Genomic DNA, 25,322 nt, shown 5'->3' with positions numbered 1-25,322 from the left:
ACCCGGGCGGCCTGCGCCGCTGTTCGGCTGTTCGGCTCCTCAGCTCCTCAGCCGTACGGACCGTCAGCCGTGGCGGCCGCGACGACGACGGGCGGCCAGCACGGCCAGGCCGCCGAGGCCGAGCAGGCCGACGCCCGCCACGCCGAAGACCACCGGGGCGTTGCCCGCGCCGGTGGAGGGCAACTCACCGCCGCCACCGGGGTGGTGGCTGGTCGGCTGCCCGGTCGGACGGTGGCTGGTCGGGGCCGGACCGGCACTCGACGTCGTCGCACTGGCCGACGGCGAGGTCGGCGCGGGTGAGGTCGGCGACGGGGACGTCGGGGTGGGAGACGTCGGCGACGGGGACGTCGGGCTCGGAGACGTCGGCGACGGCGACGTGGGGGACGGTGAGGTCGGCGACGGGGACGTCGGGCTCGGAGACGTCGGGGACGGCGAGGTCGGCGAGGGCGAAGGCGTCGGTGAGGTCGGCGACGGGCTGGGCGTCACGACGCAGTCCGGCAGGTCGCCGTCGAACGGGTAGCTGTGGATCTCGTAGCCGCCGGTGCCGGTGTGGATCAGGTTGCCCGCGAGGTACACCCGGCCGTTCATGCCCGGCTGGGCGATGGTCGTGGTGCCGCCGGGGTTGCCGGCCATGACCGAGCCCTGGAACTGGGCGCTGCCGAGGATCTGCGCCGAGGTCGCGGTCGGGAAGTTGTACATGAGCTTCGAGCGCATGTCGGTGGTCTGGTCGCCGGCCAGCCCGGTACCGGTGTAGGTGTTGATGATCGGGCTGTCCCCGAGCATGTTCACCACGACGGTGGCGCCGGCCGGGATGTTGTTGAAGACCAGGCCGATCTGCCCGCCGGACGGCGAGGCGAGGTTCTGGGTGACGTTGAAGACCTGCTTCATACTGGTCCCGTCACCGGTGAAGGTCGCCTGACTGGAGGAGATGTCGACGGTGCCGGTCGCGGTGGCCCGGCCGACGCAGTCGGAGACCTCCTCGATCTGGGTCAGCACCGTCTGGTACGGCGCGGCGGCGTTCGGGTCCTGGATCGACTCGCCGGTGGGGTCGATGTTCACGGTGCCGGTGACGGAGCCCGCGTGCCGCAGGTTGCCGAAGGCCGGCCCGTGCGAGTCACTGCCGCCGATCAGGATCGCGTTGCCGGTCACCACGTCGACGTTGCCACCGGTGGTCACGAAGTCGCTGCCGTTCGGCGGCACCACGCGCGAACCGACACCGACGACGCCCATGTTGTAGATGCCGCCGCCGTTCTTGTCGACGGTCAGGTTCCCCAGCGCGACGATCTTGCCCTCGGCCTCCGCGGCCCGGCCGTTCACGGTGTAGTTGCCACCGGCGAAGACGTTGATGGTGGAGTCGCGGCCGGTGAAGTCGCCGTTGTTGGGCGGCGGCCAGGTGGCGGGGCAGTCGGGTCCCGTGCAGGCGCCCAGCGGCGGGGCCAGCGGAGCGGCCGAACCGACCGTCAGCACCGCGGCCAGCGGCAGCGCGGTGACGGCGGTCGCCACCGCGATCCTGATGGCCCGGCGCCCGCGCGTCGCCGGAGTTCTCACGGCGGTCGTTCTGTGATCCGGCGAACCGGTGGCCTGATCCATCGACAATTCCTCCGTGCACGAGAAAAGGGCGAGACCGGATGACCCGCCACGTTCCATACGATCTGCTGGCGATCCCATAGATCCGGGATATCCAATACCAAAACGGACTTATCGCAGCCTACAGACCCTCAGATCGGATCCGAAACTCATACGTACGGAGCAGGGATCCCCAGGGCGGGCGCCGACCGGCGGCGAGGGCCTAGGTTGGGAGGCATGACCACCGAGGCCCAGGAACAGAGCGCGCCGCTCGTCTCCGTCGCGTCCGCCGACGCCGTACTGCGGCATCCCGAGGCGGGCGAGCACCTGCTGACCGCCATGGAGCGGGAACGCGCCGCGCGCTTCCGGCACGAGTCCGGTCGGATCGACTTCACCGCCGGGCACCTGCTGGTCCGGCTCTGCGCCGCCCGGCTGCTCGACGTACCGGTGGCCGGCCTCGTCCTCGCCCAGCAGTGCCCGGACTGCGGGCTCGCCGACCACGGCAAGCCCTACCTGCCGGACCACCCCGGGGTGCACGTCAGCCTGTCGCACACCCGGGGCGTGGTCGCCGCCGGCGCCGGGTTCCAGCCGGTCGGGGTCGACGTCGAGCTGTCCGACCGGGGCGGCTCGCTGCGTTCGGTCGCCCGCCGGGTGCTGGCCCCGGCCGAGCTCGCCCTGGTCGAGGCCGACCCGGAGCCGGAACAGGCCTTCCTGCGGCTCTGGGTGCGCAAGGAATCGCTGATCAAGATCGGACGGGCCACCCTGGACACCCTCGGCCGGGTCGACCTCTCCGCCCTGCCGCTGTCCGTCCCGCCGGGCCCGCCGCTGCGCAGCCGGTGGGAGGACCTGCACCTGCTCGACTGGACCGACCCGGAGCACGCCGCCGCCGTGGGCGCCGTCAGCACCGCCCCGCCCCGGATCGTGGAGCTCACGGCGGCGGGCTGAACGGCCGGGCCGGAGGGGGCTCGGCACCGGGACGGAGCCGGCTCGGTGCCGGGACGGGACGGGACGGGCCGGGACGGGACGGGCCGGGACGGGCCGAGTACCGGGCCGGAGCGGGCTCCCCGGCGCCCACCCGCGCGGTGGGCCGGGAAGTAAGCGGTGTTAGCGTGCCTGGTCGTGGGCACGCCGAACGCGGGTGCCCGCCCACCAGCTGCCCACCGGATCCAAAGGGTGCCCCGCCATGGCCAAGTTCCTGCTGAGCCTGCACGTCCTCGTGTCGGTCCTGTTCATAGGCCCGGTCGCGGTGGCCGTCAGCATGTTCCCGCGCCGGGCGAAAGCCGCGCTGGCCGGCGGCCCGGACCGGGCCTCCGACGCCGGCGTGCTGCGCGTGCTGCACCGGATCACCCAGGTCTACGCGCTGCTCGGGGTCGCGGTGCCGGTGCTGGGCATCGGCCTGGCCCAGGTGATGGACGTGCTCGGGCAGTCCTGGGTGATCGTCTCGATGGTGCTGACCGCGATCGCCGCGCTCGCCCTGCTGCTCTTCGTGCTGCCCGGCCAGCAGGCCGCGGTGGACGCGCTCGAACTCGACCCGTCGGACGAGCAGCACACCAAGGCCGTCGGCGGCCTGAAGATGCTGCCGATGACCGCCGGGGTGTTCAACCTGCTGTGGGCCGTGGTCGTGGTGCTCATGGTCATCCGCCCGGGGTCGAGCACCGGCGTCTGAGGCCCTGCTCCCCGGTCCCCTGCTCCCGCCGCGCCCTCCCGACCACCGCGCCCCCTCCCGCCGACCGGGCCCGTTCGAGTACCGTCCTGGGCCATGACGATCATGGCGGGCATGGGCAGCCCGACGGGAACCGGTGTCGGCCCGCTGCTGCGCGGCTGGCGGGAACGACGGCAGCTCAGCCAGCTGCAACTGGCACTGCGGGCGGACTCCTCGGCCCGCCACCTCAGCTTCGTCGAGAACGGCCGCTCCCGGCCGAGCCGGGAGCTGGTGCTGCGACTGGCCGAGCAACTGGACGTCCCGGTGCGCGAGCGCAACACCCTGCTGCTGGCGGCCGGTTACGCCCCGCACTATCGCGAGACACCGCTGGACGACCCGTCGATGGCCGCGCTGCGCGGCGGACTGGAACGGCTGCTGGCCGCCCACGACCCGTACCCGGCGGTCGTGGTCGACGGGTCCTTCCGGGTGCTGGCGGCCAACCGCTCGCTCGGGCTGCTCATCAACGGCGTCGCCCCTCACCTGCTGGAACCGCCGTTCAACGCGATCCGCGTCACCCTGCACCCCGACGGGCTGGCTCCGCGCATCGTCAACCTGCGGCAGTGGCGGCAGCACCTGCTGGAGCGGATGGAACGGCAGCTGGAGCTGGTCCGCGCCGAGCCGCTGCGCCGACTGTACGAGGAGGTCCGCGGCTACCCCGAACCGCCCGCCGAGGACCCGGCGGGCGGACCGACCGGGAACGGCTCGGCCGGGAACGGACCGGCCGCGGCCGGATCCGTCACGGGCGGACCGGCCGTCGACGGGTTCCCGTTCGCGCTGCCGATGCAGATCCGGCACGAGGGACGGGTGCTCTCCTTCCTCTCCACCATCGCGACCTTCAACACGCCGGTGGACGTCACCGTCTCCGAGCTGGCCATGGAGACCTTCCTCCCCGCCGACACGGAGACGGCACGGTTCCTGCAGGCCGCCGTCGGGCCCGAACGCTAGGCCCGCTCGCGGGCCTCTCGCCGCAGGGCGGTGAACTGGAGGACGGCGAACAGGGCCACCACCGCGGCCTGCATCGGGATCCAGACCGACCCGGCGGTGGTCGGCTCCAGCCACACCTCCATCGCGACCAGGCTGAGCACCACCCAGGCGAGGTTGACGTCGATCACGGTCCGCACCCCGAGCACCGGCGGCCGTCGGCGGGCGGCCAGCGCGCCGACCGCGAGCGCGTAGCCGAGGAGCAGCAGCCCGACATCGACCAGGGTGGTGCGGCCGGCGCCGAGCAGTTCGCCGAGCGGGCCGGAGAGGACCAGGTAGGCCAGGCCGTTGCCGCCGGTGACCAGGGCGTCCAGGGCGAGGGCGCCGCGCACCGTCCGGGGCGAGAGGACGGAACCGGGCCTGGCGGGGGTGAGGGTGTTCACGTGGGCGGACACGGCGGATCGCCTCCTGTCGGGGGTGGGAGCCCGGGACCGTGGCGGCCTCACCGGGTGCCACCACCCTGCCCGGTGCGGCGGCGGGCGTCGATTACCCCGCGGGTAACGGCCGTCGGGTGCCCGGCGGGAATTGTCAGACACGCCCTACGGCCTCCGGGGCGGCTGCCGGAGCAGCACTCCCGCCCGCTTCACCGCGCGGGCGGTGATGGTGGTCTCGGCGCGGGCGACGCCGAGCGGGCCGAGGGCGTCGGTGAGGAAGCGGTACAGCTCGCCGTGGTCCGGGCAGAACACCGTGGCCAGCAGGTTGGCCGGACCGCTGGTGGCGAACACCCCGTGCACCTGCGGGTGACGGGCCAGCGCCGCCCCGACCTCGGCGATCCGGCCGGGCGGCACGTCCAGCCAGAGGTTGGCGTCCACGGCCATGCCGAGCAGCCGCGGATCCACGGTGGCGTGGGTGCGCAGCAGCCCCGCCCCGTCGAGCCGGTGCAGCCGGCGGCGCACCGTGGACTCGGGCGCGCCGACGGCCGCGGCCAGCACGGCGTGGGACTGCCGGGCGTCCTCGCCCAGCCGCTCCAGCAGCGCGCGGTCGAGGCCGTCCAGCGGCGGGGGTGCGGCGGGGCGCGGGACGGCGGGCCGGGCGAGCGCCTCGGCCTCCTCCTCGGTCAGGTGCCCGGCCTGCCACTGCCCGGCGTCGGCGAAGGCGTGCAGCACCGCGTGGGTGGTGGTCTCGGTGACGGCGCCGGTCGCGGGCAGCTGCCCGTACAGCAGCCGGTCGCGGGAACCGGCGTCGGTGAGCATCACGGCGCCGACCTCGTGGCCGCCGAGCATCACGTCGACGAACGGGACGTCGGGGCGGTCGGCAAGGGCCTGGGCGATGGCGTCCACCCGGCCGCTCAGCACCCGGACCCGCAGCAGCAGCGCGCCCACGGCCGCGTCCTCGACGTCCGGCAGCCGGACCACCCGCAGCACCCCGGCCTGCCGCATCCGGCCCAGCCGGCGGGTGACCGTCCGCGCGGACACGCCCAGGACCTCGGCGATCCGGCCGGGCTCGGCCCGTCCGTCCACCTGGAGGGCGCACACCAGGCGGCGGTCGAGGACGTCCAGCACACTGTCCGGATCGGCGGTGGAGAGGTCCATGGTGTCCGATCCCCGTCACTCTCGGCGGCTTCTGCGTCCTGTTCGGCAGCCCTGACGGTACTCCTTGTCCCGGGCGGCCGGAGCACACCGGCCCCGAGCCCCGGTCGGAAGCTCCGGTCGGGGCCCCGGCCCGGGGTGAGGAATCGAGGAGGAGGAGTCACCGTGACGAACGAGCTGTGGACGCTGGCGGAGGGTGTGGAGGCCGCGGTGCGGGAGGTCGGTGCGGGGCTGGCCGCACGCCGGTCCGCCGACCCGGTCCCCGCCCGGACCGCCGAGGAGGCCGCGGCCCGCTTCGCCGAACTGGACGGCCCGGCCGCCGCCGTACTGCGGGAGCGGCTGACGGCACTGCACCCGCAGGCCGGCTGGGTGCCCGAGGAACTGGACGGGTCGGTGCCCGCCGAGGGCGAGTGGTGGCTGTGCGACGCGACCGACGGCGCGGTGCAGTACCTGCTCGGGCAGCCGCACTGGGCGGTGACCGCCACACTGGTCCGGGACGGCGCGGCGGTGCTGGCCGTGGTGCACGCCCCGGAACAGGACGGCCGCACCTACCGGGCGGTGCTCGGCGGCGGCGCCGAGCTGGACGGACGGCCGATCGCGCCCCTGGAACGGGAGTTGGCCGTCACCGTCGCCGCCACCAGCCAGCCGCCCCGGGTGGCCGCCGACCCGGTGGCGCTGCGCCGGGCGGGCGAGTCGCTGTCCGCGATGGCGGGTGCCGTCCTGGCGGTGCGCAACCTCGGCCCCACCGCGCTCCAGGTGGCCCAGGTCGGCTCCGGCCACCTGGCGCTGTTCTGGGAGTACGGCCTCGACGCGGGCAACCTGCTGCCCGGCGCGCTGATCGCGCGCGAGGCGGGCGCCGCGGTGACGGACGCCGCCGGGTCGGCCTGGACGACCGGCTCCGACGGCTTCCTCGCCGCCGCGCCCGGGCTGCACGCCCGGGCGCTGGAACTGCTGCGGACGGTGCGGTGATCAGTCCTCGGGCTTGATGCCGAAGAGGGCGGCCGCGTTGTCGTGGCAGACCGCCCGCAGCCACTCCTCCCCCAGCCCCAGCCCGGCCAGCGCCTCCAGCTGGTGCACGTACCGGTACGGGATGTTGGGGAAGTCGCTGCCGAGCAGGACGCGTTCCCGGAGCCCGCGCAGGCGCGGCAGCTCCCCGCGCGGGAACGGGACGTCGGCCTCGGCGAAGTCGGTGAACGCGATGGTGGTGTCCAGCCGGACGGCCGGGTGGCGCTCGGCCAGGTCGAGGAAGCCGCGGTACTCGGGCATCCCGAGATGGGCGACCACCAGGACCAGACCGGGGTGCCGCTCCAGCACCGCACCGATCGGGCCGGGGCCGGTGAACCTGCCCGGCACCGGCCCGGACCCGCAGTGGGTGACCACCGGGGTGCCGGTCTCGGCGAGCAGCCCCCAGACCTCGTCCAGCAGCGGGTCCGCCGGATCGTAGCCGCCGACCTGGAGGTGCGCCTTGAACACCCGGGCACCGTCCTCGATCGCCCGGGCCACGTAGCCGGGCGCCCCGGGCTCGGGGAAGAAGGTCGCGGTGTGCAGGCACTCCGGGGTGCGGGCGGCGAATTCGGCGGCCCAGGCGTTCAGCCAGCCGGCCATGCCGGGCTTGTGCGGGTAGAGCATGGACGTGAACGCCCGGACGCCGAAGTCCCGCAGCCGGCGGACCCGTTGTTCCTCCGCCTCGCGGTAGGTGATCGGCCAGGGCCGGTTCACCAGCGGGCCGGCCGCGTCGAAGTACGCCCACACCTTGTCGAGGACGTTCTTCGGCATGAAGTGGGTGTGCACGTCGATCAGCCCGGGCAGGCCGAGCTCCTGCCAGAACCGCCGTACGCCGTCCGCTTCCTGACCGCCCGCCCGGTCCTGGTCGTTCTCCCGACCCTGGTCGTTCTCCCGACCCTGGTCGCTCGCCCGGTCCTGGTCACTTCCCCGGTCCTGGTCGCTCGCCCGGTCCTGACCGCTCACACGATCACCGGGCGGGCGCGGTCGATGATCGCCGCGGTGTCGACCCCGGCCGGCAGGGTGCCGAAGGCCGCGCCGTGGTCACCGCCCAGCCGACTCGCGCAGAACGCGTCGGCCACCGCCGGGCTGCCGTACCGGACCAGCAGCGAGCCCTGGAACGCCAGCGCCATCGACTCGACCAGCCGGCGGGTGCGGTACTCCAGGTCGCCCAGGTCGGTCAGCTCCTTGCGCAGCGCGGCGACGGCCGCGTCCAGCCGGCGGTCCGCGCCCGCGGCGGCGTCGAGTTCGCCCAGGAAGGCCTCGACGCTCTCCGGGCGCTTGGCCATGGCACGCAGCGCGTCCAGGGCGGCGACGTTGCCGGAGCCCTCCCAGATCGACACCAGCGGCGCCTCCCGGTAGAGCCGGGGCATCCCGGACTCCTCGACGTAGCCGTTGCCGCCCAGGCACTCCAGCGCCTCGGCGGAGTGCGCCGGACCGCGCTTGCACACCCAGTACTTGGCCACCGCCAGGCCCAGCCGCCGGACCAGCGCCTCGTTCCCGTCCCCGGCGAGGGTCAGGTCGGTGGCCCGGGCGAGCCGCATGGCCGTGATCGTGGCCGCCTCGGACTCCACCACCAGGTCGGCGAGCACGTTGCGCATCAGCGGCTGGTCGACCAGCGCCTTGCCGAACGCCCGCCGGTGCAGGGCGTGGTGGACCGCCCGGGTGGCGCCGTAGCGCATGCCGGAGGCCGCGCCGATGGTGCAGTCCAGCCGGGTCATGTTGACCATCTCGATGATGGTCGGGACGCCCCGGCCCTCCTCACCGACCAGCAGGCCGACCGCACCGTCGTACTCCAGCTCGGCCGAGGCGTTGGACTTGTTGCCGAGCTTGTCCTTGAGCCGCATCAGCTGGAGGCGGTTGCGGCTGCCGTCCGGCAGGACGCGCGGCAGCACGAAGCAGCTGAGGCCGCCCGGGGCCTGGGCGAGGGTCAGGAAGAGGTCGGACATCGGCGCCGAGGTGAACCACTTGTGGCCGGTGAGCCGGTAGGTGCCGTCGGCGTGCGGGACGGCGGTGGTGGTGTTGGTGCGGACGTCCGAGCCGCCCTGCTTCTCCGTCATCGACATGCCGGCGATCAGCCCGCGCTTGGTGCGCGGCTCGCGCAGCCCGAAGTCGTACTCCCGCGCGGCCAGCAGCGGCTCCAGCTCGGCGGCCAGCGCCGGGTTGGCGCGCAGCGCCGGGACGGCGGCGTAGGTCATCGAGACCGGGCAGGTGTGACCGGCCTCGACCTGGCCCCAGACGAAGAACCTGGCGGCACGGGCGGAGTGGGCACCGGGGCGCTCGTCGCGCCAGGGCGCGGCGTGCAGGCCGTACGAGACGGCGGTGCGCATCAGCTCGTGCCAGGACGGATGGAACTCGACCTCGTCGATGCGGTGGCCGAAGCGGTCGTGGGTGCGCAGCACCGGCGGGTTCTCGTTGGCCAGCCGGCCCCACTCGGCGGCCTGCTCGGAACCGGCCAGCCGGCCCAGCTCGCGCAGCTCGGGCTCGGCCCAGCCGGCGTCGGCCCGCCGGAGGGCGTCGAGCAGGGTGGGGTCGGCGGCGGTGTCGTGGCCGTACGGCAGGGGCACCTGGTTGGTGACCTCATGCGTCGCTGTCATCGCGTCCTCCCAGGGCACGCAGGGTGAAGGAGACCAGGGCGGGGACCACCGCGGTGCTGTCGCTCCTGGTGCCGCCGCTGGCGGTAATGCTGCTGGTGGTGGCGCTGCTGCTGGTGGTGCCGTCGCCGCGCTCGGGCCCGGCGGCGACCGGTGCGGCCGCGAGCGGGCCGGCCAGGGCCTCGCCGACCGCGCCGACCAGGGCGGCGGCGGTCAGTACCGGATCCTGCTCGGGCAGTTCGCCGCTCGCCACGGCGGCGGCGATCTCGGTGGCGATCACGTCCCGGAACGCCCGCCGGAACACCAGGCGCTCCTCGTCCACGACCGCGTCGGCCGGCTCGACCAGCAGCGCGTACGCCAGCCGGGGCACGCGCAGGGCACGGGCGGCGAAGGTCTCGACCACGGCGGCGATCCGCTGCCGCGGGGTGTCCCGGAGGGCGACGGCGGCGTTGACCGCGTCGATCTCGTGCGTGACCACCCGGCGGAAGAGCTGCACCGACAGCTCGGCCTTGCCGGAGAAGTGCTGGTAGAGGCTGCCGGTGGCGATCCCGGCGCGGTCCGCCACGGCGGCCATCGTGCAGCCGCCGTAGCCGCGCTCGGCGAGCAGGCCGACCGCCGACTGGAGCACCGCTTCCCGCTGGGCGTCCAGGCGGGCTTGTACGGCGGGGGTGCGTCGGTAGGCCATGGAAGCATTGAAGCACTGATTCACTGCTTCGGGGAGGGGGCGACCCGACCGTTTCCCGGCCCTGTGTCCCGGCCCCGCGTTCGCGCTTCCGGAACGGCTCCGCGGCCTGATGCTTCCGGGACGACGCGAGGAGGCCGCCCCCCGCGTACCAGGGGGCGGCCTCCTCCTCGTGCTTCGTGGCGCGGCCTACTGCGCGCGAGCGCTACAGCGGGCGGCGCTCCTGCTCCAGCCGCTGGCCCTCGACGTCGAGCGGGCCGAACTCCGCGCCCGCCTGCGGCGACTTGGCGAGCGAACGGGCGGCGTTGGGGTCACCCAGGCCCGCCCACTCCAGCACCTTGGCGGTGGCCTCCGCCGACTGCGCGGCCGGCAGCTGCTCGATCTTCGAGCCGTGGTTGCCACCGGGCACGGTGTAGACGTAGCTGTCCTCGCTGCCCCGGCCGAGACGGAACGGCTTGGCGCCCCACGGGTCGTTGCCGCCGTAGACGTACATGATCCGCTCGCCCTCGCGCTTCACCCAGCGGTCGATGTCGGGCATCGCGTTCGGGTTGAAGACGGTCGGGATCTCCTTCGGCACGTAGCTGCGGACCGAGTAGAGCTCCTTGTAGTCGTAGTGCAGCACGCCATTGAGGTGCGAGACGTCGAAGAACGGCGCACCCAGCTCGGTCGCGGCCTGGTAGTAGTACGCGGTGTACTTCGCCAGCGACTGGTCGCTGTTGCCGGTGATGCCGGACTGCGAGTCGAACCAGGCGTACAGCTCGTCGTCGGTCGCGGTGGCGGCCACCGGGACCTTGGCGCAGTCCGCCTCCAGGCTGTACTGCCAGAACGCCCAGACCACGTCCAGCACACCGGCCTCGTAGGCGCGGTCCGGGGTGCCGAGGGTGTTGAAGGTGGACCCGGCCGCCGTGTTGTCGGCGACGAAGCGGGCCTCCAGGCGGTCGCGGCGCACCAGCAGCTCACGCTGGGCGGCGTTCAGCCTGGCCCGGCACTCGGGGGTGCCGACGGTCCGGAAGAACTCGCTGTACGCCGCGTAGTCGTTGACGTTCGTGTTGTTCGGCGCGACGTAGGCGATCGTGCCGGCCACGTCGTCCGGGTAGAAGCGGCGGTAGAAGGTGGAGGACATGCCGCCCTTGCTGGCGCCGGTGGACAGCCACTCCTCCTGGTAGATCCGCTTGAGCGCGGTCACCAGCCGGTGCGAGTCCGCGGCGCCCTGGCGGATGCCGGCCTTGGACCAGTCCGCCGGGTTCGGGCGGGAGGGGGTGAAGAACCGGTACTCGATGGACACCTGGTTGCCGTCCACCAGCCGGGTCGGCTCGGTGCGGGACGGGTTGGTGCCCAGGGTGTAGCCGTTGGTGTAGAAGACGGTCGGGCGGTCGTAGCCGCGGTGCAGCAGGCTGAAGCGCTGCTGGAAGGTGCCCAGCCAGGGGCGGTTGTGGTCGATCGGCTGGGTGTACGTGGCGATGAAGTAGCGGTGACCGGTGGTGGTCGGCTTCTCCTCGGTGATGGTCACCCCGGGGATCGCCGCCAGACGGTCCTTGATGTCGGCGGTCGGGTCGTCGGCGGGGCTCCGGCCGTGGCGGGACCCGTTGCCCTGGCCGTCCTGCGCCCCCTGGGCACCCTGCGCGCCCTGGCCGTCGGCGGCGGACGCCGGGCTCGCCAGGCCGCCGAACGCGAGCAGCGGTATCAGCAGGGCCGACACCAGCAGCCTTCTCACGGTGGTGGTCATCAACTCTCCATCTGTTCAACTGACATGAATGCCGCCTGCCGGTGCGGCCGTGCGGCGCGGGTCGTGCTGGTCGTGCTGGTCGTGCGGATAGTGCAGGTGGTGCGGTGGCCGACCGATGGACGGCCGAATGGGCCACCCGCCGTTCGCGGATGGCCCATCGGGAGAAACGTGCTGGTCAGCGGGGTTGTCCTGGCTTCCTACGGGCGGGGCAGGGTGCAGCCGGGGAGGGTGAGGTCGAAGCGGTTGCCGGCGGCGAAGCAGGCCGGGATCCCGTAGGTCTCCTGGGCGTAGCCGATGCCAGGACGAACCGTCACGGCACCGTTCTGGTCGACCTCACAGGGGTTGTCCAGGGTGCAGGTCTCGCCGCTCTCGTTGATCGTGTTGTTGACGGCGACCACCTGGCCGGTCGAGGCGTCGACCACCGGCGAGCCGGAGGTGCCGCCGATCACGTTGCAGGTGGAGGTGTAGCGGACCGAGTCCTTGAAGGTCCAGTCGGCTTCCTTCAGTCGGTAGGCGAAGCCGTCGACCGAGCAGGAGTAGATCTTCTTCCAGTAGCCGGAGACGACCCGGATCGAGGTGCCCTGGACCGGGTGGGTGGCGGCGAGGGTCAACGGGGCTATCCCGTACCGGGACTGGATCGACGCGTAGGTGGTGTTCAGCTGGTAGATCGACACGTCGGTGTCGGTCATCGCGCCGTAGACGATCTTGGTCGCACGTAGTGTGGCCGCGCTGCCGCCGCTCGCGTTGAGCAGGGTGAAGCTCCGGCTGGAGGACCGGTTGAGGACGACCTGGCCCGGACCGGGCATACCGGTCTCCAGGCAGTGGCCGTTGGAGAGCACGAGGGCCGGGTCGCTCGCGGCCGAACCGGGCATCCGCACCAGCGAGCCGGAGCAGTTGCTGAGCGCGACCGTCCCGGCGAAGGTGACGGCGGCGACAGGCTTGGCGGCGGGCTTGGCGGCCGTGGCTGCGGCCTGGGCCGGAACGGCTCCGACGAAGGCGGTGGCCCCGGCGACCAGGAGTGTGGCAACCGTGCCTATGAGCGGCTTCTTCATGAGAGACCTCTCGGTGTGGGGGGGTCCACGGGTGGGGGTCCACCAAAGCTGTCGCGGACATGACCCACTGTCAAGAGTCAAAGCAACACCAAGAACCTCCCAAGACGCATTGGCCGGTTACCGCCGCCCGGCACGCGACTCGGCACGCGGTCCGGAGTACGGACCGGAGTACGGAGCGAAGTGCGGAGCGAAGTGCGGACCGGCACGCGATCCGGGACACAGGCCGAATCGCGGCCGGATCCACAGCCGGTTCACGGGCCGCGCGAGCCGGATCGCGGGCCGGCCGGGCCGGAACACCGCTGGATTCACAACCCCACCGCGGGCAGCCACGCGCCGGCCACAGGTCTCCGCCGGCCGGTCAACTGCCGCGCCCCTACGGTCAACCCGCCTGCCAGCGCTCCCGGCCGAGGCTGATCAGGCGCAGCTGGAAGCGCGCGGTGGCGGCGATCCGCCGCTCCCGCGCCGGGTCCGTCTCCAGCGCCTCCAGGAAGGCGGCGGCCGTGGAGACCATGCGGTCGACGTACAGCTCGGCGAGCATCCGCAGGTCCCGCTCGCTCCACCCCCGTGACTCCGGCTGCAGCGCCAGGGCGGCTCCCACCTCGGCGGCGAAGCGGCCGAGTTCGGCATCGATCGCCTCCCGCACCTGCCGGACCCCGCCGTGCCGCTCACGCGCCAGGAAGCGGACGTGCCCCCGGTGCTCGCGGACGTGTCGTTCGATCACGTCCACCGCACGGTCGATCAGCTCCTCGGCACCACCGGCCTCGGTGAGCACCGCACGGATCATGATGTGCAGGCTGGCCAACGACTCCTCGACCAGTGCCACCCCGAGGGCCGCGAGGTCCGGGAAGTGCCGGTAGAAGGCGGCCGGGGAGAGCCCCGCCTCGCGGGTGACCTCGCGAACGCCCAGGCTCGCCAGGTTCTGATCGGCCAACAGGTGCAGTCCGGCGTCCAGCAAGGCCCGCCGACTCTGCTGCTTCTGGGCCTGCCTGGCCCCAACGGTGTGACTCACGCCATTCAGTAAACAATCGTTTGCTGAACTTGGCCAGCCGAGCGTACAGTGGGGCCGAAGTCAGTGAACACTTGTCAACCCAAATCGGCGCAGTCCCAGCCGCAGCCGAAGGAGCCAGCCGTGATCCTGTTCTCCGCCCTGGTCGCCATGGGTGTCCTGATCGGCACCGCCGCCCACACCTCGCTCCCGGTCTTCCTCGCCGCCTCCGCCGGCATCACCGCCTGGCTGCTCGCCTTCGGCGCCCGCGAGGGCATCGCCCGCCTCCGGCACCGCTGACCCGGCCGCTCCGCGGACCGCACCCGCGGCCACTCCACAGAGAGGACCCGCACCACCATGAGCACCGTCACCGGCCACCCGGCCGCCTCGCTTCCGACCACCGTCCGGCGGATCGTCAGCCGCCCGGCGAGCCTCGGCCAGGCGACCGGCCGTCAGGCGGACATCCGCCGGACGACCGACCCTCAGGTACCTGACCGCCAGGGATCCGACCATCAGGGAACCGACCGTCAGGAACCGAACCGCCAGGGAACCGCCGAGGCCGACGGCCTCGCCATCGCCTCCTTCCTCCTCGGCCTGCCCGGCCTGCTGCTGTTCAACATCGTCCTCGGGCCGATCGCCATCACCCTGGCCACGCTGGCGTTGGTCCGCGGCACCAGCCGGCGCGGCCGCGCCCTCCTGGGCCTGGCCCTCGGCATCGCCTCACTGGCGATCCTCGCCGTCACCCTCGTCACCTCCCACGGGGTGCTCATCGACATCGGCTCCTGAATCCGGCCCAACTCCCCTTCCGTTCCTGGCTCCTGTACTCGCCCCTCGCTGCTCTCCGTTCCCGATCCGCCCTTCGCCCTTGATGCGCCCAGCGATTCACCCAGCGATTCACCCGGCGACGCGCCCAGCGATGCGCCGACGGTTCTCGTAGCGGCTCACTCGGCGGATCCCGACTGCCGGAGCGACTGTTCGAACGACTGATCCCGTCAACCCGCCCCGTTCCCCCGGCCCGCCCCGTAGGGTGGGCCCCATCGGCCGGACGACCTCAGGGGGCAGGAGTGACTACGGAGAACCGCAGCGACGCACAGCCGGAACGACCCACCCCAACGGGTGGACGGCTGCTCGCCGTGAGCGATCTGCACATCTCCTACCAGGAGAACCGCGACCTGGTGGAGAAGCTCCAGCCCTCCCACCCCGGCGACTGGCTGCTCGTCGCCGGTGACGTCGCCGAGCTCACCACCAGCATCGAGTGGGCCCTCGGCCTGCTCGCCGAGCGCTTCGCCCGCGTGGTGTGGGTGCCCGGCAACCACGAGCTGTGGACCCACCCCGAGGACCCGGTCCAGCTGCGCGGGGTGGCCCGCTACGAGCACCTGGTGGAACGCTGCCGCCGGCTCGGTGTGGTGACCCCCGAGGACCCGTACCCGGTCTGGGAGGGCCCCGGTGGTCCGGTCCGCATCGTCCCGCTCTTCCTCCTCTACGACTACACCTTCCGTGCGCCGGGCACGACCACCAAGGAAGCCTCCTTGGCGGCCGCCTACGAGACCGGCGTCGTCTGCGCGGACGAGCGGATGCTCTACCCGGACCCGTTCCCGGACCGTGACTCCTGGTGCCGCGAGCGCGTCCGGCTGACCGAGAAGCGGCTGGCGGCCTGCGACCCGGACGTCCCGCTGGTCTTCGTCAACCACTACCCGCTGGTCCGCCAGCCCACCGATATCCTCTGGTATCCCGAGTTCGCCCAGTGGTGCGGGACCGAGCTGACCGCAGACTGGCACACCCGGTTCAACACCGCGGCGATGATCTACGGCCACCTCCACATCCCGCGCCGGACCACCTACGACGGCGTCCCGTTCACGGAGGTCTCGCTCGGCTACCCGCGCGAGTGGCGCAAGCGCGGACTGCCGAACCCCCTGCTGCGGGAGGTCTTCCCGCAGACGGCGGACTGAGCATCCGGTTCAGCCGCTCCCACCTCCTTCTCCACCGCTCCTGCTCTGCCGTCTCCCGTTCCACCGCCTCCTACTCCGTCGCGATCGCCCGCAGGATGTCCAGCCGCGCCGCCCGGCCCGCCGGGCGGAGTCCGGCGACCGCGCCCGCCAGCAGCCCGGCCACCAGGACCACGGCCAGCTGGAGGGGCGGTATCGCGAACGATCCCGTCCCGGCGCTGTCCGAGGCCCGCACCAGGGCCCAGCCGAGGAAGGCTCCGAGCCCCAGACCGCCGACCGTCCCGAAGGCCGCCACCAGCACCGACTCCCAGCGCACCATGCCGCGCAGCTGGGCGCTGCTCTGACCGACCGCCCGCAGCAGCCCCAGCTCCCTGGTCCGCTCGTGCACCGCCAGCGTCAGGGTGTTGGTGATGCCCAGCAGCGCGATCAGCACCGCCAGCGCCAGCAGCGCGTAGACCACCGAGAGCATCGTGTCGACGCCGGAGGCCGCGCTCTTGGCGTACTCGGCGCGGTCCTGCACCTGCGGGCTGCCGTACGGGACCAGCGCCCGTTCCACCGCCGCCTTGCCCGCGGCGGCCGACACGCCGTCGCGCAGCCCGACCGCGACCATGGTGTCCGCGTCCTGCCCCCGGTGCGGGGCCCAGGCCTGCCGGGTCATCAGGTAGTCCCCGGCCAGGCTGCCGCCCTCGTACAGTGCACGGATCGTGAACGGACCGCTCGCCCCGTCGGTGAAACCCACGGTGACGGACTGTCCGAGCCGCCAGCCGCGCTGCTGCGCCTCGCTGCGGGAGACCGCCAGCCCGTCCGTGCCGAGCGCGGCCAGCGAGCCGTCGACCCGGCCGAGGTCCACGATCCCGGACAGCCGGGCCGGGTCGGTCACGTCCAGCGTCCGGCCGTGCCCGTCGATCCGGGCCACGCCGCGGCCGAGCCCGACCGTCTGCCGCACCTCGGGCAGGGCGGCCAGGGCGTCCGCCACCTTGGGGCCGATCCCGCTGCCGCCGGCCCCGAACGAGGCGGTGGTGACGGCGAGATCGCCCGCGAAGGACCTGCTCACCGTGGAGTCCAGGGTGGCCTTGATCGAGGCACCGAAAACGGTGAACAGCGTGACCACCGCGACCCCGATCATCAGGGCGCTCGCGGTGGCCGCCGTCCGGCGCGGGTTGCGGGCCGCGTTGCGCCGGGCGAGCACCCCGGAGACCCCGCGCAGCCTGGGCAGCGGCGCGCCCAGCGTCCGCACCGCGAGGGCCGCGGCGACCGGGCCGAGCACCACCATGCCGGCCAGTACCGCCAGGGCCCCGACGGCCGTCAGCAGCACGGACGGGCCGTCCGTCGCCCCGAGGACGGCCACCGGCACTCCCCCGGTCAGCAACAGGCCGCCGAGCACCACCCGGACGGCGCCCGAGCGCCCCTGCGCCGCCCGGTCGACCCCGGTCTCCCGCAGGGCCGCGAGCGGAGCCGTCCGCCCGGCCCGGACGGCCGGCAGCAGCGCGGAGCCCACCGCGACCAGCGTGCCGACCAGCAGCGGCAGCAGGACGGCGGCCGTGCCGATCACCATGCCGCCGGTCGGCAGGGCGAAGCCGAGTGCGGAGAAGAGCGCCTTGAGCCCGGCGGCCACCCCGATCCCGCCCAGCAGCCCGCCCAGCGAGGCCAGCAGGCCGACCGCCAGCGCCTCCGCCAGGGTCGCCCCGAGCACCTGGCCGCGCACCGCCCCGAGCGCCCGCAGCAGCGCGTTCTCCCTGGTCCGCTGGGCGACCACGATGGCGAAGGTGTTGTGGATGGTGAACGTCGCCACCAGCAGCGCGATCCCGGCGAAGACCAGCAGCAGCGTGGTGAACATGGTCAGGAACCGCCCGGACACCAGTTGGGTGGACTCCTGGGTGGCCGCCGCGCCGGTGATCGCCTGGACGCCTGCGGGCAGGTGCGGGGTGATCCGGTCGACCAGCTCCCGCTGGGAGACCCCGCCCGCGGCGCGGACCTGGATCGAGCCGGCCTGGCCCTCGCCCTTGGGCGTGAGGTACCGCTCGGCGTCCGCGAAGGTCATCGCGGTGAAGGTGCTCGGCCCCATGCCGTCCGCGTCCGCCCCGAAGGTGGCGATGCCGACGACGGTGACCGGCACCGGATCGGGGGTGCGCAGCACGGTGGTCGAGCCGACGCGCAGCCCGCCCGACTTCGCCGCGCCCCGGTTCACCACCACCTCGCCCGGGGCGGCCGGCGCCCGGCCCTCGGCCAGCCGGTACGGATTGAGCCGGCCGTCGACCAGCCAGTTGCCCGCCAGGGTGGGCGGGCCCTGACCGCCGATCGGCTTGCCGTTGCTCCCGATGAGCTGGCCCGCGCCCTGGACGGACGGCTCCGCGGCCGCCACCCCCGGCACGGTGCGCAGCCGGTCGGCGAGCGTCACCGCCACCGGCGCCCGCACCCCGCCGACCGTGCCCGCCGAGTCCAGCACGTCGGCGCTGCGGACCACGACGTCGGTGCCGGCGTTGGCGTCGGCGAAGAGGGTGTCGAAGTTGGCCCGCAGGGTGTCGCCGAGCACCATCGTGCCGGTCAGGAAGCTCACCCCGAGCAGGATGGACAGGAGGGTGCCGGCCAGCCGCCGTTTGTGGGCGCGCAGCGAGCGCAGGCTGAGCCGGAGGGGAACGGCGTTCACGACCGCCCCCGTTCGAAGGCCTTCATCCGGTCCAGCACCAGGGCGGAGGTGGGCTGCCGCATCCGGTCCACCAGCCGTCCGTCGGCGAGGAAGAGCGCCTCGTCGGCCCAGCCGGCGGCCGTCGGGTCGTGGGTGACCATGACCACGGCCCGGCCCATCTCGTCCACCGCCCGGCGCAACAGGCCGAGCACCTCGCCGCCGCTGCGGGAGTCGAGGTTGCCCGTCGGCTCGTCGGCGAAGACCACCCGGGGCCGCCCGGCCAGCGCCCGGGCCACCGCGACCCGCTGCTGCTGGCCGCCGGAGAGCTCGCTCGGACGGTGCCGCAGCCGGTCGCCGAGTCCGACCACGTCGACCAGCGTCTCCAGCCAGGCCTGGTCCGGGGCGACCCCGGCCAGGTCGAGCGGGAGGGTGATGTTCTCCAGGACGGTGAGCGTGGGCACCAGGTTGAAGGCCTGGAACACGAAGCCGATCCGCTCCCGGCGCAGCAGCGTGAGCCGCCGGTCGTTGAGCGGGCCGAGTTCGGTGTCGCCGATCCAGGCGCTGCCGGCGGTGAGCCTGTCCAGCCCGGCCGCGCAGTGCATCAGGGTGGACTTGCCCGAGCCGGACGGGCCCATGATCGCGGTGAACCGCCCGGCCGGGAACTCCACCGTCACGTGGTCCAGCGCGCGGACCTCGGTGCCGCCGACGCCGTAGACCTTCACGGCGTCGGCGACCCGGGCGGCGGTGCCCCGTACGACGTCCAGGGTGGTCACCTGGCGCCACCTCCCTTGGCGTCGTCCCGCGGCGACTCGCTGAGCACGGCCCGCTTGGCGCGGTACTCCTCGGCGTCGATGTCCCCCTCCGCATAGCGCCGGCCCAGGACGGCCAGCGGATGCTCCGCCGCGACTCCGGCTCCGGTTCCGGCTCCGGTTCCAACCCCGTACCCGTACCCGAAGCCGCAGCCGTGCCGCCGCCAGACCGTGCGGCGCAGCACCGCGATCACCAGGACCACCACGGCGATCCAGATCAATGGGATCAGCAGGATCCATGGGCCGGGGCCGTGCCAGTCGGCCAGCTGGGTGTACATGGTGGTTCAACTCCTCGGTGGTGGGCCTCCAGGACCTCGGGTGGTTCCCGAGGTGACTGGAGCGTCCCGCAGCGAGGTCTCATCACGCGTCCTACCAGCAGCGGCAGTTGGGATACTCCCGGGAGAGTAGGAACCGCCTGCGACACGCGGGGCCGGAAGCAGCCGCGCGACGGCGACGACTCCGGCGCACCCGCCCTGTGGACCGCAACCGCCCATCGACCAACCACCCGTGGACCGACCACCCGTGGACCAACCACCCGTGGACCGCAACCGCCAGGAGCCGGTCAGCCCAGCCAGCCCGGCCGCACCAGCCCCGACTCGTAGGCCAGCACCACCAGTTGCGCCCGGTCCCGCACGCCGAGCTTCACCATCGCCCGGCTGACGTGCGTCTTCGCCGTCAGCGGGCTGACCACCAGCCGCCGGGCGATCTCCTCGTTGGACAGCCCCATCCCGACCAGGGCCAGCACCTCGCGCTCCCGCTCGGTCAGCATCGAGATGTCCGAGAGCCCCTCCGGCACGGCCTCGGGCGCCTTCGACCGGGCGGCGAACTCGCCGATCAGCCGCCTGGTGACGCCCGGCGAGAGCAGCGCGTCCCCCGCGACGGCGACCCGGATCGCCCGCAGCAGTTCGGCCGGCTCGGTGTCCTTGACCAGGAAGCCCGCGGCCCCCGAGCGCAGCGCCTCGAACACGTACTCGTCCAGCTCGAAGGTGGTCAGCACGACCACCCGCACGGGGGACAGCGCCGGGTCCTCGGCGATCCTCCTGGTCGCCTCCAGCCCGTCCATCCGCGGCATCCGGATGTCCATCAGCACGACGTCCGGCACGAGTTCACGGGCGAGCCGCAGCGCGGCCTCGCCGTCGTCCGCCTCGCCGACCACCGTCAAGTCGTCCTGGAGGTCCAGCAGGGCCCGGAAGCCCGCCCTGACCAGCAGCTGGTCATCCGCCAGCAGTACCCGAATCAATCGCTCTCCGCCTTCGGTGTCGGCAGCTCCGCCCGGACCCGGAAGCCGCCGTCGGGCAGCGGCCCCGCGGCGATGGTGCCACCGAACGCCGCCGCGCGTTCCCGCATCCCGACCAGCCCGCTGCCCGACCCGCCCGCGTCCGCGAGCACCGCGGGCCCCGGGTCCTCCACCCGGACCACCAGCACGGCCGGGTCCGTCCAGTCCAGCACCACGACCGCCTGGCGGGCCGCCGAGTGCCGGACCACGTTGGTGAGCGCCTCCTGGACGATCCGGAAGGCGGTGAGGTCGACGGCGGCGGACAGCGCGCGCCGCTCGCCGCGCTCCTGCACCTCCGCCGCCAGGCCCACCCGGTCCGCCTGCTCGGTGAGTTCGTCCAGCCGGTCCAGCCCCGGGGCCGGCCCGCGCGGCGCCGCCCCGGGCCCGCGCAGCGTCGCGAGCACCTGGCGGACCTCGCCGAGCGCCTCTTTGCTGGTCGACTTGATGGTGACCAGCGCGCCGCGGGCCTCCTCCGGCCGACGGTCGAGCAGCGCCAGCGCGACCCCGGCCTGGATGCTGATCAGCGACAGGCTGTGCGCCAGGATGTCGTGCAGCTCCCGGGCCATCCTGAGCCGTTCCTCGTTGGCCCGGCGCTCCTCCAGCTGCTGCCGGTAGGCCCGGTGGGCGGCGATCCGCTCGCGCCGGAACCGGACCAGCTCGCCCCCCGCCATCACCAGCAGCAGCCAGGCCAGCAGCCCGAGTTCCTGCGGCCAGACGCTGCCGGACGGCAGGGCCGCGCGCTGCCAGCTCTGCGGCAGGACGAAGGTGCCGAGCAGGTGCACCAGGTAGACGCCCCCCGCACCGGCCCAGGCCGCCCGGCGGTGCCCGGAGCCGATCGCCACGCAGCAGGCGATCAGCCAGCTCACGAAGGCAGGCCCGTACGGGTACCCGGCGGCCAGGTACCCGGCGGTGACCACCGAGGTGCCGGCCACCACCGCGACCGGCCGGCGCTCGCGCAGCACCAGCAGCGCCGGCCCGAGCAGCAGCAGGAGGTAGCCGAGGGCGTCCAGCGGGGCCCGCCCGTGCTGGTTGTGCCCGGCGAAGGTCGAGCCGACCACCTGGAGCACCGCGACCGCCGCCGCCGTCCCGAGCGGGTAGCCCGCCTTGGCCGCGCGCACCCACGGCGGGCTCCACGGCTCGGGCGGCTCCTCCGGCGGCTGCGCCGGTGGCCGCTCCGCCGAGGGCGGCTCGGTCGGCGGGGACGTGGGCGGCATCATGCCCACAAGCTAGACCCGCGACGCGTCCCCGCGCGTCCTCCAGCAGTGGCGTTCGGGCGTACTCCCGCTGGAGTACGCCCGCCCCTGGGCGTCCTCAGTCCCCCGAGGCCGCCGAGCCGGCCCGGGCCTTCGCCTCCGCCTCCTCGAAGGTCGCCGACGCCTCCGGCCGCGCCAGCGTCACCACCAGCTCCCCGTCGCTCACGTCCGCGATCAGCGTGTCCCCCTCCCGCACCGAACCGTCCAGCAGCAGGTTGGAAATCCGGTTGTCCAACTCCGACTGGATCGTCCGGCGCAGCGGCCGGGCCCCGAACTCCGGCTGGTAGCCCCGGTTGACCAGGTACTCCTTGGCCGTCCCGGTGACGTCCAGCTCGACGTCCTGGGCCCGCAGCCGGCGCCGGCTGCGGTCCAGCAGCAGGTCCACCACCGAGAGCAGGTCCTTCCGGGTGAGCGCGTGGAAGACGATCACCTCGTCGATCCGGTTGAGGAACTCCGGCCGGAACTGCTGCCTCAGGTCGCGCATCAGGTCGTCACGGATCTCGTCCACGTTCCCCGCGTGGTCGAGGATCCGCTGGGAGCCGATGTTGCTGGTCATGATCACCACGGTGTTGCGGAAGTCGACCGTACGCCCCTGGGAGTCGGTCAGCCGCCCGTCGTCCAACACCTGGAGCAGCAGGTTGAAGACGTCCGGGTGCGCCTTCTCCACCTCGTCGAAGAGCAGCACGCTGTACGGCTTGCGGCGCACCGCCTCGGTCAGCTGCCCGGCCTCCTCGTAACCGACGTACCCGGGCGGGGAGCCGACCAGCCGGGAGACGGTGTGCTTCTCCTGGAACTCGCTCATGTCGAAGCGGATCATCCGGTCCGGGTCGCCGAACAGCAGCGCCGCCAGCGCCTTCGCCAGCTCGGTCTTGCCGACGCCGGTCGGCCCGAGGAAGAGGAAGGAACCGGTCGGACGGTCCGGGTCGCCCATCCCGGCCCGGCCGCGGCGCACCGCCTGGGCGACGGCCGTGACCGCCTCGTCCTGGCCGATCACCTTCTCGTGCAGGTGCTCCTCCAGCTTGAGCAGCCGCTCCTTCTCGGTCGCGTTCAGCTCCGCGACCGGGATACCGGTCCGGGAGGAGAGCACCTGCGCGATGTCGTCGGCCGTCACATCGACGACCTCCTCGCGGGACTCGGCCATCGCCGCCAGTTCGTCCTCGGTCTGCCGCAGCTCGGTCTTCAGGTTGGCGGCCCGGACGAACTCCTCGTCCGCGACGGCCTCGTCCAGCTCCCGCTTCAGCTTGGTGATCCGGTCCTGCACCCCGGTCGCCTCGGTCGACCCGCTCAGGCTGCGCAGCCGGACCCGCGCGCCGGCCTGGTCCAACAGGTCGATCGCCTTGTCGGGCAGGAAACGGTCGCTGACGTACCGGTCGGAGAGCGTCGCCGCCGCGTCCAGCGCCTCGTCGGTGAACCGCACCTGGTGGTGCGCCTCGTACGCGTCGCGCAGCCCGTGGAGGATCTCGACGGTCTCCTCGACGCTCGGCTCGGGCACCAGCACCGGCTGGAAGCGGCGCTCCAGCGCGGCGTCCTTCTCCACGTGCTTGCGGTACTCGTCCAGCGTGGTCGCGCCGACCACGCTCAACTCACCGCGCGCGAGCGCCGGTTTGAGGATGTTGCCGGCGTCCATCGAACCCTCGCCACCGCCGCCCGCGCCGACCACGGTGTGCAGCTCGTCCAGGAACAGGATCACGCTCTTCTCGGCCGCGGTGACCTCGTCGATCACGTTCTTCAGCCGCTCCTCGAACTCGCCCCGGTACTTGGAACCCGCCACCAGCGCGGTCAGGTCGAGGGTGACCACCCGCTTCTCCTTGAGGCTCTGCGGCACGTCCCCGGAGACGATCCGCTGGGCCAGGCCCTCGACGATCGCCGTCTTGCCGACGCCCGGCTCACCGATCAGCACCGGATTGTTCTTGGTCCGCCGGGAAAGGATCTCGACGGTCTGCTCGATCTCCTCGGCCCGGCCCACCACCGGGTCCAACCGGCCCGAACGCGCCTCCTCGGTGAGGTCGCGCCCGTACTCGTCCAGCGTCGGCGTCTCGCTCGGGCGGGCACCCGTACTGCTGCGCTCGCCGCCGGTGCCGCGCCCCTCCAGCACCGACTTCAGCGCCTCCTGCGAGGGCGCCGCGTTGCGCAGCGCCACCCCGGCCCCCGAGCGCTCCTGGTCGAGCAGCGCGCCGAGGATGTGCTCCGGGCCGATGTACGAGGCGCCCACCGCCTGCGACTGGGCGTGCGCGGCGAGCAGCGCGCGCTTGGCCGAGGGGGTGAGCGCCGGTCGGCCGTCCACCGCCTCGGGGTCGCCCGCGGGCAGGGCGTGCTCCAGGTCCCCGGAGAGCCGGTCCGGATCGATACCGGCCCGTTCCAGCATCCGGCGCGAGGGTTCCACCCGGGTGGCCGCCCACGCCAGGTGCGCGGTGTCGAGGTCACTGGAGCCGTCCTCGGCCGCCCGCCGCGCGGCCAGCGCGAGCAGCTCCTGCGAGGACTCGCTGAGCAACCGCCCGATCGGCACCCGCTGCACGGCGGGCGGGGAAGCCAGCGGGCTCATCCCGAAGAACCGGCTGAGCAGATCGGAGAACGGATCGTTCGATCCGAACGGGGGCACGGTCACGGCGCTTCACCTCTCCCAAGCGGTTTGCAGCCACACAAACACAGGCCGCGGCACCTCGCCTGTCGAGCCGGGCGGCGCCGTCACCCGGCGTGCCCGGGCCTCGCCGCCGGCGGGACATGCGGGCGGACGTGCGGGCCCGACACAGAACCGTTCACGGGGCCGGGAACTCGCGTTCACCCGATGACCTGGTCCAGCAGCACACCGCCGCTGTACGTCACCCCCATCGCCAGCAGCCCGCCCACGACGTTGCGCATGATCGCCCGCCCCGGCCCCGCCCCGCCCAACCAGGCACTCGTCCAGCCCGACACGGTCAGCGCGACCGCCACCGCCACCACCGTCACCAGCAGCCGCCACGACTCCGGCGGCAGCAGCACCGCCAACAGCGGCACCAGCGCGCCCAGCGTGAACGCCGCCGCGCTCGCCAGCGCCGCCTCCCAGGGGTTGGTCAACACGTCCGGGTCGATGCCCAGTTCGGTCTGCGCGTGGGCCGCCAGCGCATCCCGCTCGGTCAGCGCCGTCGCCACCTCCCGGGCCAGGCCGTCCTCCAGCCCGCTGCCCCGGTAGTAGTCGGTCAGCTCGTCGAGCTCCCCCTCCGGATCCTCCGCGAGCTCCCGCCGCTCCTGCGCCAACGCGGCCCGCTCGGTGTCCCGCTGGGTGCTGACCGAGACGTACTCGCCCGCCGCCATCGACATCGCCCCCGCCAACAGCCCGGCCACCCCGGCCGCGAGCAGCGCCGTCCGGGAACCCTCCGCGCCCGCCACACCGGTCACGAGGCCGGCCGTCGACACCACGCCGTCATTGGCCCCCAGCACGGCCGCGCGCAGCCAGTTCAGGCGCGAGGAAAGCTCCGCCCGCGACTCCCCGAGCTGCTCAGCCATCCGCCACCGCTCTCAGGGGTCCGCCCGGTCCCCCCGATCCTCGCCCGCCACCCGCGGCCCCGCCACCCGCCCGTCCGCTGTGACCGGCGTGCGCCGGTTCCGGCTCGCGT

General features: G+C 73.5%; 23 protein-coding genes. 7 read left to right on the top strand and 16 right to left on the bottom strand.

What is annotated here, in order from left to right:
• Window positions 1–63: 63 nt before the first annotated feature.
• Window positions 64–1,503 carry a choice-of-anchor A family protein gene (locus ACWGKU_RS23060; protein WP_452179317.1) on the bottom strand — a complete coding sequence of 480 codons (1,440 nt, stop codon included), beginning with the start codon at window positions 1,501–1,503 and terminating at the stop codon, window positions 64–66.
• A 300-nt stretch (window positions 1,504–1,803) separates the two neighbouring features.
• On the opposite strand from ACWGKU_RS23060, the gene ACWGKU_RS23055 reads away from it, so the two are divergent.
• From ACWGKU_RS23055 to ACWGKU_RS23045, 3 genes are all read left to right on the top strand, one after another.
• A complete protein-coding gene (locus tag ACWGKU_RS23055; protein ID WP_359907205.1) occupies window positions 1,804–2,511 on the top strand; it encodes a 4'-phosphopantetheinyl transferase family protein in 708 nt (235 codons plus the stop codon).
• A 238-nt stretch (window positions 2,512–2,749) separates the two neighbouring features.
• On the top strand, window positions 2,750–3,232 hold the full coding sequence (locus tag ACWGKU_RS23050; RefSeq protein ID WP_359907208.1) for a hypothetical protein: 483 nt from the start codon (window positions 2,750–2,752) through the stop codon (window positions 3,230–3,232).
• 93 nt (window positions 3,233–3,325) lie between these two features.
• Window positions 3,326–4,213 (top strand): helix-turn-helix domain-containing protein, encoded by an 888-nt coding sequence (locus tag ACWGKU_RS23045; protein ID WP_452179316.1) that lies wholly within the window; start codon window positions 3,326–3,328, stop codon window positions 4,211–4,213.
• Here ACWGKU_RS23045 and ACWGKU_RS23040 read toward each other — a convergent pair.
• Together ACWGKU_RS23040 and ACWGKU_RS23035 are read right to left on the bottom strand one after the other, a co-directional pair.
• Window positions 4,210–4,632, bottom strand: coding sequence for a hypothetical protein (locus tag ACWGKU_RS23040; protein WP_452179319.1), 423 nt, complete (start codon window positions 4,630–4,632; stop codon window positions 4,210–4,212). The genes ACWGKU_RS23045 and ACWGKU_RS23040 overlap by 4 nt on opposite strands.
• A gap of 156 nt (window positions 4,633–4,788) precedes the next feature.
• Window positions 4,789–5,781, bottom strand: a complete 993-nt coding sequence (locus ACWGKU_RS23035; RefSeq protein ID WP_401056487.1) for an Lrp/AsnC family transcriptional regulator — start codon at window positions 5,779–5,781, stop codon at window positions 4,789–4,791.
• Between the two features lie 162 nt (window positions 5,782–5,943).
• Here ACWGKU_RS23035 and ACWGKU_RS23030 point away from each other — a divergent pair, with 162 nt between their 5' ends.
• On the top strand, window positions 5,944–6,747 hold the full coding sequence (locus ACWGKU_RS23030) for an inositol monophosphatase family protein (protein ID WP_452179315.1): 804 nt from the start codon (window positions 5,944–5,946) through the stop codon (window positions 6,745–6,747).
• Here ACWGKU_RS23030 and ACWGKU_RS23025 read toward each other — a convergent pair whose 3' ends face one another.
• The 6 genes from ACWGKU_RS23025 to ACWGKU_RS23000 form a co-directional block, all read right to left on the bottom strand.
• Window positions 6,748–7,587, bottom strand: coding sequence for an amidohydrolase family protein (locus ACWGKU_RS23025; RefSeq protein ID WP_359907261.1), 840 nt, complete (start codon window positions 7,585–7,587; stop codon window positions 6,748–6,750).
• 155 nt (window positions 7,588–7,742) lie between these two features.
• On the bottom strand, window positions 7,743–9,377 hold the full coding sequence (locus tag ACWGKU_RS23020; RefSeq protein ID WP_380550469.1) for an acyl-CoA dehydrogenase family protein: 1,635 nt from the start codon (window positions 9,375–9,377) through the stop codon (window positions 7,743–7,745).
• Window positions 9,361–10,059 carry a TetR/AcrR family transcriptional regulator gene (locus ACWGKU_RS23015; RefSeq protein WP_452179313.1) on the bottom strand — a complete coding sequence of 233 codons (699 nt, stop codon included), beginning with the start codon at window positions 10,057–10,059 and terminating at the stop codon, window positions 9,361–9,363. The genes ACWGKU_RS23020 and ACWGKU_RS23015 overlap by 17 nt, the downstream gene beginning before the upstream one ends.
• Before the next feature lie 202 nt (window positions 10,060–10,261).
• Entirely contained in the window at window positions 10,262–11,782 is a 1,521-nt protein-coding gene (locus tag ACWGKU_RS23010) for a S28 family serine protease (protein WP_380550463.1), read from the bottom strand.
• Between the two features lie 197 nt (window positions 11,783–11,979).
• Window positions 11,980–12,834 (bottom strand): S1 family peptidase, encoded by an 855-nt coding sequence (locus ACWGKU_RS23005; RefSeq protein ID WP_380550460.1) that lies wholly within the window; start codon window positions 12,832–12,834, stop codon window positions 11,980–11,982.
• A gap of 379 nt (window positions 12,835–13,213) precedes the next feature.
• Window positions 13,214–13,843 carry a TetR family transcriptional regulator gene (locus ACWGKU_RS23000; protein WP_452179312.1) on the bottom strand — a complete coding sequence of 210 codons (630 nt, stop codon included), beginning with the start codon at window positions 13,841–13,843 and terminating at the stop codon, window positions 13,214–13,216.
• A 120-nt stretch (window positions 13,844–13,963) separates the two neighbouring features.
• Between ACWGKU_RS23000 and ACWGKU_RS22995 the strand changes: the two genes are divergently transcribed.
• The 3 genes from ACWGKU_RS22995 (at window position 13,964) to ACWGKU_RS22985 (ending at window position 15,768) form a co-directional block, all read left to right on the top strand.
• Window positions 13,964–14,119, top strand: coding sequence for a hypothetical protein (locus ACWGKU_RS22995; protein ID WP_224277104.1), 156 nt, complete (start codon window positions 13,964–13,966; stop codon window positions 14,117–14,119).
• 162 nt (window positions 14,120–14,281) lie between these two features.
• Entirely contained in the window at window positions 14,282–14,605 is a 324-nt protein-coding gene (locus tag ACWGKU_RS22990; protein WP_452179318.1) for a DUF4190 domain-containing protein, read from the top strand.
• A 347-nt stretch (window positions 14,606–14,952) separates the two neighbouring features.
• Window positions 14,953–15,768 carry a metallophosphoesterase family protein gene (locus ACWGKU_RS22985; RefSeq protein ID WP_380550451.1) on the top strand — a complete coding sequence of 272 codons (816 nt, stop codon included), beginning with the start codon at window positions 14,953–14,955 and terminating at the stop codon, window positions 15,766–15,768.
• A 70-nt stretch (window positions 15,769–15,838) separates the two neighbouring features.
• Here the strand turns inward: ACWGKU_RS22985 and ACWGKU_RS22980 are convergent, their stop codons facing one another.
• From ACWGKU_RS22980 to ACWGKU_RS22950, 7 genes are all read right to left on the bottom strand, one after another.
• Window positions 15,839–18,412, bottom strand: coding sequence for an ABC transporter permease (locus ACWGKU_RS22980; RefSeq protein WP_452179311.1), 2,574 nt, complete (start codon window positions 18,410–18,412; stop codon window positions 15,839–15,841).
• Window positions 18,409–19,164 (bottom strand): ABC transporter ATP-binding protein, encoded by a 756-nt coding sequence (locus ACWGKU_RS22975; protein ID WP_401048064.1) that lies wholly within the window; start codon window positions 19,162–19,164, stop codon window positions 18,409–18,411. The genes ACWGKU_RS22980 and ACWGKU_RS22975 overlap by 4 nt, the downstream gene beginning before the upstream one ends.
• On the bottom strand, window positions 19,161–19,478 hold the full coding sequence (locus tag ACWGKU_RS22970) for an SHOCT domain-containing protein (RefSeq protein WP_452179310.1): 318 nt from the start codon (window positions 19,476–19,478) through the stop codon (window positions 19,161–19,163). Before ACWGKU_RS22970 ends, ACWGKU_RS22975 begins: the two co-directional genes overlap by 4 nt.
• A gap of 284 nt (window positions 19,479–19,762) precedes the next feature.
• Window positions 19,763–20,440, bottom strand: coding sequence for a response regulator transcription factor (locus tag ACWGKU_RS22965; RefSeq protein WP_359907250.1), 678 nt, complete (start codon window positions 20,438–20,440; stop codon window positions 19,763–19,765).
• Window positions 20,437–21,693, bottom strand: a complete 1,257-nt coding sequence (locus ACWGKU_RS22960) for a sensor histidine kinase (RefSeq protein WP_452179309.1) — start codon at window positions 21,691–21,693, stop codon at window positions 20,437–20,439. The genes ACWGKU_RS22965 and ACWGKU_RS22960 overlap by 4 nt, the downstream gene beginning before the upstream one ends.
• 94 nt (window positions 21,694–21,787) lie before the next feature.
• The gene (locus tag ACWGKU_RS22955; RefSeq protein ID WP_452179308.1) at window positions 21,788–24,334 is read right to left on the bottom strand and encodes an ATP-dependent Clp protease ATP-binding subunit; all 2,547 of its coding nucleotides are present in this window, start codon (window positions 24,332–24,334) and stop codon (window positions 21,788–21,790) included.
• A 173-nt stretch (window positions 24,335–24,507) separates the two neighbouring features.
• Window positions 24,508–25,212, bottom strand: coding sequence for a VIT1/CCC1 transporter family protein (locus ACWGKU_RS22950; protein ID WP_452191549.1), 705 nt, complete (start codon window positions 25,210–25,212; stop codon window positions 24,508–24,510).
• Between the last annotated feature and the right edge of the window lie 110 nt (window positions 25,213–25,322).

The organism is Kitasatospora sp. NPDC054768 (assembly GCF_053612025.1).
Note: the sequence above shows the minus strand (reverse complement) of the source record. Positions and strands in the feature narration are given on the sequence as shown.

Coding starts and splice junctions, on each gene's coding strand:
- ACWGKU_RS23045 (WP_452179316.1), top strand. CDS start 3,326: ATGACGATCATGGCGGGCATGGGCAGCCCGACGGGAACCGGTGTCGGC.
- ACWGKU_RS22960 (WP_452179309.1), bottom strand. CDS start 21,693: ATGATGCCGCCCACGTCCCCGCCGACCGAGCCGCCCTCGGCGGAGCGG.
- ACWGKU_RS23020 (WP_380550469.1), bottom strand. CDS start 9,377: ATGACAGCGACGCATGAGGTCACCAACCAGGTGCCCCTGCCGTACGGC.
- ACWGKU_RS22950 (WP_452191549.1), bottom strand. CDS start 25,212: ATGGCTGAGCAGCTCGGGGAGTCGCGGGCGGAGCTTTCCTCGCGCCTG.
- ACWGKU_RS23050 (WP_359907208.1), top strand. CDS start 2,750: ATGGCCAAGTTCCTGCTGAGCCTGCACGTCCTCGTGTCGGTCCTGTTC.
- ACWGKU_RS23055 (WP_359907205.1), top strand. CDS start 1,804: ATGACCACCGAGGCCCAGGAACAGAGCGCGCCGCTCGTCTCCGTCGCG.
- ACWGKU_RS23035 (WP_401056487.1), bottom strand. CDS start 5,781: ATGGACCTCTCCACCGCCGATCCGGACAGTGTGCTGGACGTCCTCGAC.
- ACWGKU_RS23015 (WP_452179313.1), bottom strand. CDS start 10,059: ATGGCCTACCGACGCACCCCCGCCGTACAAGCCCGCCTGGACGCCCAG.
- ACWGKU_RS23005 (WP_380550460.1), bottom strand. CDS start 12,834: ATGAAGAAGCCGCTCATAGGCACGGTTGCCACACTCCTGGTCGCCGGG.
- ACWGKU_RS23010 (WP_380550463.1), bottom strand. CDS start 11,782: ATGACCACCACCGTGAGAAGGCTGCTGGTGTCGGCCCTGCTGATACCG.
- ACWGKU_RS22970 (WP_452179310.1), bottom strand. CDS start 19,478: ATGTACACCCAGCTGGCCGACTGGCACGGCCCCGGCCCATGGATCCTG.